Annotated in this window: 6 protein-coding genes, 2 tRNA genes and 3 rRNA genes; 10 read left to right on the plus strand and 1 reads right to left on the minus strand. The window is 43.8% G+C overall.

Going from position 1 to position 13,585, the window contains the following annotated elements:
• Positions 1-2: 2 nt before the first annotated feature.
• The 10 genes from WC676_08285 to WC676_08330 all read left to right on the plus strand — a co-directional run bounded on the left by WC676_08285 (position 3) and on the right by WC676_08330 (position 13,119).
• Positions 3-1,256 carry a hypothetical protein gene (locus WC676_08285; GenBank protein MFA5060609.1) on the plus strand — a complete coding sequence of 418 codons (1,254 nt, stop codon included), beginning with the start codon at positions 3-5 and terminating at the stop codon, positions 1,254-1,256.
• 9 nt (positions 1,257-1,265) lie between these two features.
• Positions 1,266-2,183 carry an amidohydrolase family protein gene (locus WC676_08290; GenBank protein MFA5060610.1) on the plus strand — a complete coding sequence of 306 codons (918 nt, stop codon included), beginning with the start codon at positions 1,266-1,268 and terminating at the stop codon, positions 2,181-2,183.
• A gap of 275 nt (positions 2,184-2,458) precedes the next feature.
• Positions 2,459-4,027, plus strand: a 16S ribosomal RNA gene (locus WC676_08295).
• 170 nt (positions 4,028-4,197) lie between these two features.
• A tRNA-Ile gene (locus WC676_08300) sits at positions 4,198-4,270 on the plus strand.
• Between the two features lie 108 nt (positions 4,271-4,378).
• Positions 4,379-4,454, plus strand: a tRNA-Ala gene (locus WC676_08305).
• Positions 4,455-4,647: 193 nt separating this feature from the next.
• A 23S ribosomal RNA gene (locus WC676_08310) occupies positions 4,648-7,622 on the plus strand.
• Positions 7,623-7,693: 71 nt separating this feature from the next.
• Positions 7,694-7,810 (plus strand): 5S ribosomal RNA (gene rrf / locus WC676_08315).
• The 16S, 23S and 5S rRNA genes sit together here with 2 tRNA genes alongside, the layout of an rRNA operon.
• A 243-nt stretch (positions 7,811-8,053) precedes the next feature.
• Positions 8,054-8,491 (plus strand): MarR family transcriptional regulator, encoded by a 438-nt coding sequence (locus WC676_08320; protein MFA5060611.1) that lies wholly within the window; start codon positions 8,054-8,056, stop codon positions 8,489-8,491.
• On the plus strand, positions 8,475-9,971 hold the full coding sequence (locus WC676_08325; GenBank protein MFA5060612.1) for a TolC family protein: 1,497 nt from the start codon (positions 8,475-8,477) through the stop codon (positions 9,969-9,971). Before WC676_08320 ends, WC676_08325 begins: the two co-directional genes overlap by 17 nt.
• A 4-nt stretch (positions 9,972-9,975) precedes the next feature.
• Positions 9,976-13,119: an efflux RND transporter permease subunit gene (locus WC676_08330; GenBank protein MFA5060613.1), complete on the plus strand. Its 3,144-nt coding sequence runs from the start codon at positions 9,976-9,978 to the stop codon at positions 13,117-13,119.
• Here WC676_08330 and WC676_08335 read toward each other — a convergent pair.
• On the minus strand, positions 13,116-13,580 hold the full coding sequence (locus tag WC676_08335; protein MFA5060614.1) for a hypothetical protein: 465 nt from the start codon (positions 13,578-13,580) through the stop codon (positions 13,116-13,118). The two genes, WC676_08330 and WC676_08335, sit on opposite strands and share 4 nt — an antisense overlap.
• Between the last annotated feature and the right edge of the window lie 5 nt (positions 13,581-13,585).

Raw genomic sequence — 13,585 nt, forward strand, 5'->3', positions numbered from 1 at the left:
AAATGTTGAAAAAAATCGTTTTGTTTAGAGGGATTATTATTTCTGGAGCTATCTTGTTTCTTGGTGGCTTGACTGCCTTTAGTCAAGATGCACCTAAGATGGATAAAGTGGATTTTGTTAAGAAAATTAAGGAAGTGAATGCGATCTACACGAGGTTACAAGAAAGCCAGCCGAATCTTTATTTTGAGAAGAATTTCAACCATTCGACCGTTGGAACTACTTATCGTAAAGGGAAGTATCTTGTTAAAAAAATGTGCTCTCAGTCGACATCTGGACAGACTGCTTGCTTTCCTTTAATAATTAATATTATCGATCCAGATAAAAGTTTACGCGACATCTATCCCTCTAAGGTGTTTTGCTCATCAACAAGTTCCTCTGTGCCAGGTGAAAAACTGGCTCCATTTTCTACTTGTCTCGATGGAGGACAGCTGTTTATTTTTCCTGGCGCAACGGATGATTTCAAGCTACTTCGTTTTCATGAAGATGACTTATATGACAATCGTAATGTTTGGATTACAGAATTTATTTCTGAAGGCAGTATAAATAAATATGTGTTCGATCAAGAAACAGGTTTGTGTCTCTTGGAACAAGAAGCAAGTAAGGATGGAATGATTTTAAATGTAATATCTAGAGAAAATATAACAACAAATTCATCTAAAGATCCAGTAAATCTCGATGGGATTATTGGGGAGAAATTGACAGAGTATCAGCGCCAAAAGATAGCACAAGACAAGAGTGTAAAAAGATCCCAGAAAGAATCCACAAACACATTTTGGTTTTCTTTAGCTCTGATAATTCTTTTTACCACAATATATCTTCTGCAAATGAGAACTTTCTATAAAAGCTGGCTTTTTATTCTATTGTTTTGGGTTGTGGGGGGCGTTGATATTCTTTTGGGTGGGTTTTGCGCATTGGTAGTTATTTTCTCACTATTAGCTAACTCATCTCTGAGCGGTATTGGAGGCGCGATACTGCCGATTTATGTTGGAATTGCGTTTTTTTTGTTAGCAGGCATAGGACTCTTTGCAAAGAATAGCTTTTTAAGGAAAATCAGTTGGTGGCTTCATATCGCTTCCTCTTTAATTGTAGTTTTTTTGACTTTCATTGCATGGATATCTTTAGGTCAAGACGCAGATATCTTTGCAATTCTTATTTGGCCTTTTGGCTGGGCAATCTTTACTGCTATTCTTTTCTTAACACCGACTATTACAAAGTATTTCTTTGAAGACTCTTCTGAGAAATCACCTAAAGCTTAAAACTGAAATATGCTAAAAATCATCGACTCACATTCCCATTGTATTCCCCTCGAAGTTGCGCAGAAGACTGCTTTTTTTAAAGTTGGTTGGTCGGATGCGGATAAGCAATTGGCGGCGATGGATGAACAGGGCATCGCGAGGTCGCTTCTTTTGTATCCAACGAGCGATGCCCATATTCAAATGGGCGGATGGAAAAACCTGGCGGAAGCTTATAATGCCGGTATCGCCAAAATCGTTAAGCAACATTCCGATCGGTTTATCGGTGCCGGAATATTAGCGATCGATAATGAAAAAAATCTTTCCGAAAGCTTAAAGCAATTTTCCGATTACGGCTTTCCGGTTATTTCACTTGCGTCGAGCTATGAAGGGAAGTATTTGGATGAAGGGATTTTTTTCGCTGTGTATGAATATGCCGCGGCGAAAAAAATCCCTATTCATATTCATCCGCAAATTATGAATCCTATCGGCGAAGACCGCGTGCGCGACCCGCTTCTTTCTCCGGTTCTTGAATATGTTTTTGATGTTTCCATGTGTATCGGAAAACTGATGATGAGTGGGACATTTTTGAAATTTCCTTCCGTGAAATTTATCTTCGCGCATTACGGCGGCGTCCTTCCTTTAGTTAAAGAACGTTTTGATAATACTTATTTAATGCTTCGCAAAAGAGAATTTGTTAAAGATTTGGGAAAAGTTCCCAGCGAATATTTAAAAAATATTTATTTTGATACCAGCGGCTCCAAATCGCTTGCGTCACTTTTATGCGCGCTGGAAGTAACTGATGCTTCGCATATTTTATGGGGAAGTGATCATCCGGCCAATCAAAATACAAAAGCTTCCATTGATGCGATTTTGGCTTCACAAATCTCATCTTCGGATAAAGAAAAAATTCTTTCTCAGAATATTTTAAGCTTACTTTCGCGCTCTTAAAAACCGCTTATTTTCTCCTCGAGAAATTTTCTTTTAAGTCCCTAAGTCATTGATTTGCCTATCATTTAAATTTCGGTAAATATTTCTTGACAAAATTAGGATGTTCTGTTATTTTTGTTGAACCTCGTAAGACATCTTATCTTTTGGGGCGTTCTTCAAGTTCTTAAAAAAATATTTAGAATCTTTTGGAATGAAATTTAAAAAAGACATTCCTTTTTTTGCGAGTGTCTTATTTTTTCGTTCTTTCTCATCTTGTTGTCATTTTAAAGCCAAGTCATTCGGAGAGTTTGATCCTGGCTCAGAGTGAACGCTGGCGGCGTGGATTAGGCATGCAAGTCGCGCGATCCAGAATTTGTTTCGCAAGAAATGAGTATTGGATAGCGGCAAACGGGTGAGTAACACGTGAGTAATCTGCCTCTAAATCAGGCATAGCTTCGTGAAAACGGAGGTAATTTCTGATAGCACCATGAACTGGCATCAGTTTATGTTTAAAGACGGGGACCGTAAGGCCTGTCGTTTAGAGATGAGCTCGCGTCCTATCAGCTTGTTGGTGAGGTAACGGCCCACCAAGGCTTATGACGGGTAGCTGGTCTGAGAGGATGGTCAGCCACATTGGGACTGAGACACTGCCCAGACTCCTACGGGAGGCTGCAGTCGAGAATCTTTAGCAATGGACGAAAGTCTGACTATGCGACGCCGCGTGAGGGATGAAGGTCTTTGGATTGTAAACCTCTTTTGGCAGGGAAGAAACTTTCGGCGATAACATCGCCGAAACTGACGGTACCTGCAGAATAAGCCACGGCCAACTCCGTGCCAGCAGCCGCGGTAATACGGAGGTGGCAAGCGTTACTCGGAATCATTGGGTGTAAAGGGCAAGTAGGCGGTCTAATAAGTGAGGGGTGAAATCTTCCGGCTCAATCGGAAAACTGCCTTTCAAACTATTAGACTTGAGAGTGGAAGAGGAAAATGGAATTCTCGGTGTAAGGGTGAAATCTGTAGAGATCGAGAAGAACACCAGCGGCGAAGGCGATTTTCTGGTCCATTTCTGACGCTGAATTGCGAAAGCTAGGGGAGCAAACAGAATTAGATACTCTGGTAGTCCTAGCCGTAAACGATGAGTACTAGGTGTTGGTCCTGAATAAGGGTCAGCGCCGTCGCTAACGCATTAAGTACTCCACCTGGGGACTACGGCCGCAAGGTTAAAACTCAAAGGAATTGACGGGGGCCCGCACAAGCGGTGGAACATGTGGTTCAATTCGATGCTACGCGAAAAACCTCACCAGGGCTTGACATGTAGGAAGTAGTGAACTGAAAGGGGAACGACCTGTCAAATCAGGAGCCTACACAGGTGCTGCATGGCTGTCGTCAGCTCGTGTCGTGAGATGTTGGGTTAAGTCCCGCAACGAGCGCAACCATTATCTTTTGTTGCCACTCATTTTTTCCGTAAGGTTAAAGTGAAGCACTCTAAAGAGACTGCCTGGGATAACCAGGAGGAAGGTGGAGATGACGTCAAGTCAGTACGGCCTTTATGCTCTGGGCTACACACGTGTTACAATGGCCACAACAGAGGGTTGCCAACCCGCGAGGGGGAGCTAATCTCTTAAATGTGGCCTCAGTTCAGATTGCAGTCTGAAATTCGACTGCATGAAGCCGGAATCGCTAGTAATGGCAGATCAGCACGCTGCCGTGAATACGTTCCCGGGCCTTGTACACACCGCCCGTCAAGCGATGGAAGCCTGGGGTACCCGAAGTCCTATGCAAGTAGGCCGAAGGTAAAACAGGTGACTGGCGCTAAGTCGTAACAAGGTAGCCGTACGGGAACGTGCGGCTGGATCACCTCCTTTCTTTTTTTAATTCTGCGCTTGCGCAAAATTAAGAACAAGAAAGACATTAACCCGAAGTACAGTAAGCAAATGAAGAGCAATCAATACTCTTCAATGACTTGGTTTTATTTCTTATCAAAGGCTAGCTACGGGCCCGATTTTGGGCCGATGACTAATCGGCCGAACAATTAGGGCCCATAGCTCATCTGGTAGAGCACCGTGCTGATAACGCGGGGGTGAGTGGTTCGAGTCCACTTGGGCCCATGATTTTTGTTTGCAGTGCAAACAAAAATCACTCCGAGAGAGCGATAGCGACCGAGGAGCAACCATTAAAGATATTCGTGATAGAATATTTAATCTTATGGAATTCACGGGGCTGTAGCTCAGCTGGGAGAGCACCTGCTTTGCAAGCAGGGGGTCAGGAGTTCGATCCTCCTCAGCTCCACCAATTTTTACTTTGATAAGATATTTAAAATAAACAGCTTTAAAAATGACAGCAGGATAAAAAGCTTTTCTTTGCATGTTATGAACACGTGCAAAATCGCTCTTTGACAATTACGCAACAAAGGTAAAGGCACACAAATAAAGCCGTATATTCATGTTTGTTTTGTCGCAAGATGAAACAAATATAATTAATTATTGGTCAAGCTACAAAGGGTCTATGATGAATGACTCGGCAGATTCAGGCGACGAAGGACGTGATAAGCAGCGATATGCTTCGGGGAGCCGCAAATAGGCTTTGATCCGAAGATCTCCGAATAGGGAAACCGATTTCGATTAATTTCGAAATATCGCATACTGAATACATAGGTATGCGAGGCAAGACGGAGTGAATTGAAACATCTAAGTAACTCCAGGAATATAAATCGTAAGAGATTCCCATAGTAGCGGCGAGCGAAAAGGGAAGAGCCTAAACCCGGGACTTAGCAATAAGTACTGGGGGTTGCGGGACCTCAACGTGGGATTGTGGAGAGATAATAGAAGCGTGTGGAAAAGCGCGCCATAGAAGGTGAAAGCCCTGTATGTCAAATCTCAAGACACCCTAGAGGTATCCCAAGTATCACGGGACACGGGAAACCCTGTGAGAATCCGGCCCGACCATGGGCTAAGGCTAAACACTAGAATCTGACCAAAAGTGGACGAGTACCGTGAGGGAAAGTTGAAAAGAACCCCGGTAAGGGGAGTGAAATAGAACCTGAAATCATAGATCTACAAGCGGTCGGAGCTCTATGCACATCGCAAGGTGTGAACGAGCGACGGCGTACCTTTTGCATAATGGACCGACGAGTTACTGTGCGTTGCAAGCTTAAGTTCTTATGGAACGAAGGCGTAGCGAAAGCGAGTCTGAATAGGGCGACAAAGTAACGTATAGTAGACCCGAAACTACGTGATCTACCCATGGCCAGGTTGAAGCTTTGAGAAATCAAAGCGGAGGACCGAACGCATAAATGTTGAAAAATTTAGCGATGAGCTGTGGGTCGGAGTGAAAGGCTAATCAAACGTAGCAATTGCTGGTTCTCCCCGAAATAGTTCTAGGACTAGCCTCGGACAATAAATAACAGGGGTAGAGTTACCGAATAGGCTAGGCGCCTCACCAGGCGACCAAACCTAACCAAACTCCGAATACTGTTATTCGTACTCCGGGAGTCAGTCTCTGAGGGCTAAGCTTCAGAGTCGAGAGGGTATCAACCCAGACCATCGGTTAAGGTCCCTAATATAGACTAAGTGGTAAAGGAAGTGAGATCACATAGACAACCAGGATGTTGGCTCAGAGGCAGCCATCATTTAAAGAGTGCGTAACAGCTCACTGGTCGAGTGATTTTGCGCCGAAAATGAACGGGGCTCAAGTCTATAACCGAAACCATGGAACTATTTTATCTTCGGATAAAATGGCTGGTAGGGGAGCGTTCTGTTAAGCATTGAAGGCGTACCGAAAGGAGCGCTGGAGCTGACAGAAGTGATGATGTCGGTATGAGTAGCGAAAACCACGGCGAGAAACCGTGGCGCCGAAAATCCAAGGTTTCCTGGGGAAGGTTAATCCTCCCAGGGTTAGTCGATCCTAAGTCGAGGCCGAAAGGCGTAGGCGATGGACAACTGGTTAATATTCCAGTACCGACTATGAGCGTTATTATCTTAATGTGACGCAGGAGGCTAAACAAGCGAAGTGTTGGATGTCTTCGTCCAAACCCGTAGTTTTGTCGAAAGGCAAGATGAGAGGTGATGGGGAGTCAACGATACGTCAATGACGAAGTTGTTAATGCCAGGCTGCCGAGAAAAACCATTAAGAGAGCATCATGGTCGATCGTACCGTAATCCGACACAGGTAGATACCCAGAATATGGGAAGGCGCTCGAGAGAACTCTTCTTAAGGAACTAGGCAAAATGACCCCGTAACTTCGGGATAAGGGGTGCTCATGGGGTGTAGTTGCACAGACGAAGCCCTTATGAGTCACAGTAAAGAGACCCGGGTGACTGTTTAGTAAAAACACATCACTCTGCAAAGTCGCAAGACGACGTATAGGGTGTGACACCTGCCCGGTGCTGGAAGGTTAAGAGGAGCGGTTAGCTCCGTCGCAAGACGAGAGCAAAGCTGCGAATTGAAGCCCCAGTAAACGGCGGCCGTAACTATAACGGTCCTAAGGTAGCGAAATTCCTTGTGGGGTAAGTTCCCACGCGCACGAATGGTGTAACAACTTGGGTGCTGTCTCAAGAAGAGTCTCGGCGAAATTGTAGTGGCGGTGAAGATGCCGTCTACCCGCACCAAGACGAAAAGACCCCGGAACCTTTACTGCAATCTGATATTGAATTTTAGTCCTATTTGTGTAGGATAGGTGGGAGACTGTGAAGCTTCGGCGTTAGCCGAGGCGGAGTCGTCGGTGAAATACCACCCTCATAGTACTTCGATTCTAACTTTGTCCTCTGAAGCGAGGCAAGGGACAGTGCCAGATGGGCAGTTTGACTGGGGCGGTTCCCGTCTAAAATGTAACGACGGGGCCCAATGGTTCCCTCAAGTCGGTCGGCAATCGACTATAGAGTGCAATGGCATAAGGGAGCTTAACTGCAAGTCCGACAGGACGAGCAGATACGAAAGTAGGGCATAGTGATCCGGTGGTAGATTATGGGATTGCCATCGCTCAACGAATAATAGGTACTCCGGGGATAACAGGCTGATCGCGCTCGAGAGTTCATATCGACAGCGCGGATTGGCACCTCGATGTCGGCTCATCCTATCCTGGGGCTGGACAAGGTCCCAAGGGTCCGGCTGTTCGCCGGTTAAAAGGGTACGTGAGCTGGGTTTAGAACGTCGTGAGACAGTTCGGTCTCTATCTGGTGTGGGCGCACGATATTTGAAGAGAAGATCTCCTTAGTACGAGAGGACCGGGAGATACGAACCTCTGGTGTTCCAGTTATCCTGCCAAGGGTATGACGCTGGGTAGCCATGTTCGGAAGGGATAAGCGCTGAATGCATATAAGTGCGAAGCCCTCCTCAAGATAAGATATCGATTTTCCGCAAGGAAATAAAGGCACCTAGTAGACTACTAGGTTGATAGGCTGCGTGTGTAAGATCCGCGAGGATTTAAGCTAAGCAGTACTAATCTGCCAAACGCTTGACCATATGGTATTATTCTTATCATATGTGAACACAATACGGCTTTCGCTTTTGTTGCGTAATTGTCAGGAATATTTCTCGGTAACATTACTAGAGGGGCAACACCCGTTCCCATACCGAATACGGAAGTTAAGCCCTCTAAGGTCGATGGTACTCTAGTCGTAAGGCTATGGGAGAGTAGAAAGTTACCGGGTTAATTTAGCCCAGCACTAATTTTGACTTTGTCAAAATTAGTGCTGGGTTTTTTATTTGCCTTCGCTGTAAAGCGAGAAGGCGAATCCCGACGAGTGTGGTGAAATTATCAAAGAGAATTTCGCCGCAGATTACGAGTCGGGGTAGTTTTGCTTAATTTCACCTTCCCAAAATTCCCAAAAAACTTCCTTGACAAATTACTTAGCTATGCTAATATTTAGCGAAGCTAAGTACTGGAGGTTCAAATGTCCCAAGCCGAAAATATCGCGAAACAAATGTCACAGCTTTTACCGACGCTTATCCGTCATATGTACCCGTATGTTTTTCAGCCTCTAAAACTTCCTCCATCCCAGGTTCTAGCCATCACGACATTGTTTGAAAAAGGGAATTGCCACTTGTGCGATCTAAGTCATGAAATGCATATCTCGGCTCCGACCGTAACCGGGATAATTAATCGCCTAGAGAAATCCGGGTATGTTAAGCGCACGGCTGATTCTAGCGACAGGCGAGCGTTTACCATTAGCCTGACAGCCAAAGGGGAAAAGATATTATTGGAATTTCGCGAGAATATCCGTAAGCGTTGGCAAGTTATTCTTAGCCAGCTTCCTCAAGATGAGCAGGAAAATATTTTAAGAACGGTGACAAAAATTACACGAGGGCTTACCCATGAAGCGGCATCATAAAGTATTCATTTATTGCTTGGCCGGATTTGTTTACGGTGTTTTGCCGTGCGCCTTAGCCCAAGAGGCTTCTACCCAAGAAGTCCTTATTAGGGAAAGCTATCCCTTATCCCTGGAAGAGGCAACACAGCTGGCTTTGCGCAATAACTTTGACGTTCAGCTGGCAAAATATGACGCAAAAATTTCCCGGACCAATAAACAATCGTCCAAATCTATTTATGATACCGTGATTGATGCCGAAATCCGTTATCAAAATGATCAAAGCAAGCGAACGTCAACTTTGATGGGAACTAAGGTCATTGACAACGACTACAATATTGGCCTTAGCAAAAAGCTTCCGACGGGGACGACCGTCGGTGTTGATATGAACAATAACCGTAATTGGTCGAATTCTTCCTTTGTCACGTCGAGTCTAAGCCACGATTCTTCTTTGGCTGTTTCGGTCAAGCAAGCTTTGGGAAAGAATTTTTTTGGAATAGAGGACCGAAGCAATATCAAAATGACGCTTAAGGATGTGGAAAGCGCCGAGTATGTTTCCATGGAAAAAATTGAAAATGCGGTCATTGAAGTTCAAAAAGCTTACTGGGACCTGGTTTTAGAAGCTGAGCGCTTGGGAATCGCGCAGGGAATTGCCGAAGAAGCGAAAAAACTTTATGATCTCCACGAAGAGAAGATAAAAAACGGCTTAGTAGAATATCCGGAATTGTATGCCTCTCAAGCGAATTATAAAAGACGTTTGAATGAATTAAAGATCATCCAAAATAATTTTGAAACAAAGGGAAATGTCCTTAAACTTTTACTGAATATCCCTGATGACGCTCCGGTCATTGTTCCGCAAGACATTCTTTCTTTATCATCGGAGAAGCAATCCAATGACCAATCTTTACAGAAGGCTTTCGCAAGTCGCTATGATTATAAAAAAGCTCGTAGTGTTTTGAGCAAACAAGAAATAAAAATAACTCTCAAAGAAAATAGCCTTTGGCCGGAGATCAACTTAACAGCTTCTTTGGCGCGAAATGGATTAGGCGATCATTTTAAACAAGCCGTCGAAGAAATATCCGAGCAAGATAATCCTAATTTAACCGCCGGCCTTACCGTCAGCTTTCCTTTAGAAAATAATAAGGCACTTGGTGAGCTTAAGGCTTCGCAGCTGGAGAAAGTTAAATCATTGCTTGAGCTTAAAAAGCTGGAACGCCATATTATGATCGACGTGATCGACAGGGTAAGGGATTGCAATGTTTTTAATGAAGTTGCCGCGAGTCAAGTTGAAATTGCTGACATTGAACGAAGAAAATTAGAAGAAGAGCAAAAGCGTTTTAATTACGGCCGTTCTAATACGGATACCATTATTCGTTTTCAACAAGACTATCTTCAATCTCAGTTCGATGCCGCTCAATCAAAATTTAATTATTACATCTCCTTGATCAATTTAAAGCATCAAGAGGGGTTTTTGTTAATCGATCATTTAGACAAAGAGATTTAAGGCAATGAAGCTCACAGAGTTTTCCATAAGAAATTCGCTTTTAGTTAACTTAATTTCTGTTTTTATCTGGACGATGGGAATTATCGCGATGTTCAATGTCAATCGCGACGCCTTTCCTAATGTCAGCATGGATGTCCTTACGGTTACAACCGTGTATTCCGGAGCTCCGGCCGAAGATGTTGAGAAATTAGTGACGATTCCTTTGGAAAATGAAATTAAGGGAGTCAGCGGAATTAAAGAAATGACTTCGACGTCCGAGGAAGGAATTTCTTCTATTGGGATTACCATTGAACCGAAAATAAAAGATAAAAAACAGGTCATTGACGATATAGAACGGGCGGTTGACCGCGTTACGGATTTGCCGGCGGGCGTAAAGGATAAGCCGCTGGTGTCGGAATTAAGGACCAAAGACCGTCCTGTGATCGAGGTATCTTTATCGGGAGATCTATCCGAGAAAGAAATCCGCCGTTATGCAGAAAGCTTAGAAGATCAGCTTTTAGATATTCGGGGCGTTTCCACAATTCAGCGTATTGGTTGGCGTGATCCGGAAGTTTGGGTTGAAGTTTCGCCGGACAAGCTTTTGGAATATCACGTTTCTATTGAAGAGTTGATGGCAGCGTTAGGAAAACGGAATGTTACGCTTCCGGCGGGACAGCTAAGGACGCCGACGACTGAATTTACGGTTCGGGTGAGTGATGAATTTGAAAACACACAGGAAATTGAAGAAACGGTCATTCGCGGCAATGATGCCGGAGTTAATTTAAAGGTCAAAGACATTGCGCGTGTTGTGGAAAGCTTTGAAGATGAAACTCGCATTGCCAAGGTGGACGGGAAAAAAGCTCTTGGCATGGTGGTGGTTAAAAGTGAATATGCCGATGTTGTCAAAGTGGTCAAGGAAGTTAAAGAAGTTTTAGGACAATTTAAATCAAATGTTCCCGGAGAGGTAAAACTAAAGACAGCCAATGACTTTTCCTATTATGTTGAGCGAAGACTAGGTGTGCTTATTAGTAACGGCATTATGGGTTTTTGTTTGGTGGTTATTGTCCTGTTCATTTTTATGGACCCTATTCCGGCTGTCATGACAGCCATCGGTATTCCGTTCGCCCTATTTTTTACTTTTATGGTGATGTCGTTTACCGGCATGACCATTAATTTGGTATCTATGCTGGGGCTTATTATCGTTTTGGGGATGTTAGTGGATGATGGCATTGTTGTTTCAGAGAATATTTATCGGCATTTGGAAAAAGGAATTTCAGTTAAGGAAGCTGTTGTTAAAGGTTCACATGAAGTTATGTGGCCGGTGGTAGCAAGCATTTCTACAACTTGGTCAGCTTTTTTACCGCTTATGTTCATGACGGATATGATCGGGAAATTTATCAAGGAAGTTCCCATGGTTGTCATTATCGCATTGGCGGCTTCACTGATTGAGGCGTTTATTTTTCTTCCCGCGCATTTATCCGATTTTATTAAGATCAAGGCGAGCTTCTTTGAAAATGGCAATGGAAAACATCATAAAGAAAAGAAATGGATAAAGGATCTTTTGCAGTTTTATCGTAACACCTTAAGCAAGCTCATTGATCATCGGTATAAAATTATTTTTACTTCTTTTGTCCTTTTTGTCGCGCTTCTTGCGGTTGCGGCGACAAAAATGAGAGTTGTTCTTTTTGGCGGAGAAGGGTTGGAATATTTCTATGTTCGTTGCGAAGCGCCCAAAGGAACTTCTTTGGAACGAATGAATGAGATGATCGTGCCCATAGAAAATATGGTTGCGGGAATTCCAAAGGTAGAGTTAAATTCATTTCGCAGTTACATCGGCTCCATCGAAGAAGAAGGCGGCTGGGATCCGAATTCTAAGCGCGGAACGCACTTGGCGCAAATCACGGTTTTCTTAACACCGTTTCAAAAGCGAGAACGTGGTCCTCAGGAGATCATCGAATCAATTCGTCCGCAGCTTGAGAAGATTGAAGGATTTGACCGGCTCTATTTCTTTACTTCAAAAGAAGGACCGCCAACGGGCCGTTCTATTGAAGCGGGAATAAAAGGCGAAGATTTTGGTATTCTGCAGCAGATTGCCGGGGAGTTTAAGGATTATCTAAAAACAGTTCCCGGTGTTTCCGATGTTGATACAAGTTATCAATTTGGAAAAAAACAATTTCGTGTTGTGATCGATGAGTCAAAAGCGAATCAATTTGGATTGACCATTGGTGATGTTGCCGCAGCCGTCAGAAATGCTATTAAAGGCGGAGTGGCTACGACTATTAAGCCCTTGAAAGCAGATAAGGAAATTGAGGTTCTCGTGCGCTTTCCGGAAGATAAAAGGCGAGACAGGGATGTTTTTAATAAAGTTTTAGTTCCGAATAATACCGGAAAGTTAATTCTCTTAACGGCTGTTGCCAGGGTGGAAGAAATTGAGGGTGTTTATATCATCGGGCATATGGATGGAAAAAGAGTTATTACAGTGACCGGGGAAGTTGACGGGAAAAATGCGACTTCACTTAAGGTTAACCAGCTGTTACAGAAGAAATTTGAAGATATCAGCCAAAGGTATCCAGGATACGGCGTTAAATACAGCGGTGAATTTGAAGATCAGCTAGAATCTATGGGGAATCTGCTAAGGTCTTTCTTATTTGCTTTGTTTTTGATCTTTATTATTCTAACGGCTATGTTCAAATCGTTAATTCAGCCGATGATCGTTATGTTGGCCATTCCTTTTGGTATCGTGGGAGTTATTTTAGCTTTTCTTATTCACGGAAAACCTTTAGGATTTTTTGCTTTTATGGGTTTGGTGGGATTAGCCGGCGTTGTGGTCAACAATTCTATCGTCATGGTGGATTTTATCAATAATCTTCGCCGAGAAGGCCATGACAGGCGCTCTTCAATTCTCGAAGCTTGCCAGGTACGTTTGCGGCCTATTTTAATGACAACGATCACAACGATCGTCGGGCTGATTACGGTCGCCTATGGAATTGGCGGAAGTGATCCGTTCTTAAAACCGATGGGGCTTGCCCTTGTTTGGGGATTGTTCTTCTCGACACTTTTAACGCTTTTCTTGCTTCCTTGCGTTTACGCGATGGTGGACGATATCGCGTTAAAGATCCTTCATAAGTCGACCGTTAAAGTTGTCCCGGTCGACAGCCAGCAGATTTAATTCTTCAGCATTTTTTCTTGCCGGAAGGCGTAATAAAAACAGGCCAAATACGAAGGGAAAATAACCGCCAGAAGAATGGCGGCTGTTGAAAGGGCGATCCAGGGTTGCGTGTAAAAAATCGACCGTAAAAATTGCGTTTCGTAAGAGTGTCCGATCAAGTCAAGGCCAAATCGCGAAAAAAAGAAAATTTGCCAAACTATAGGATGCAAAAAGGGCTTACGATAGGCGTATAGAAAAATCGGAATAAGCGCGAAAAGGCTAATGGCCGCGCTAGCGATGTTAAGATGATAGGAAAGTTGATATTCCGGGTGGAACGCCGTTAAAACATGATAATACGCGTAGACGACGGACTCGGAATGCAGGATCCCGATGAAATTCCCCAGAGTTACGGGCACAAAAAAGAAAAGGTAGATCTTCCAGCGTAATTTCATTCCTGAAGCCATGGCGATATTATGCCACAAGCCTT

It is taken from the genome of Candidatus Omnitrophota bacterium (assembly GCA_041649175.1).
Classification (GTDB): Bacteria; Omnitrophota; Gorgyraeia; order Zapsychrales; family JBAZNR01; genus JBAZNR01.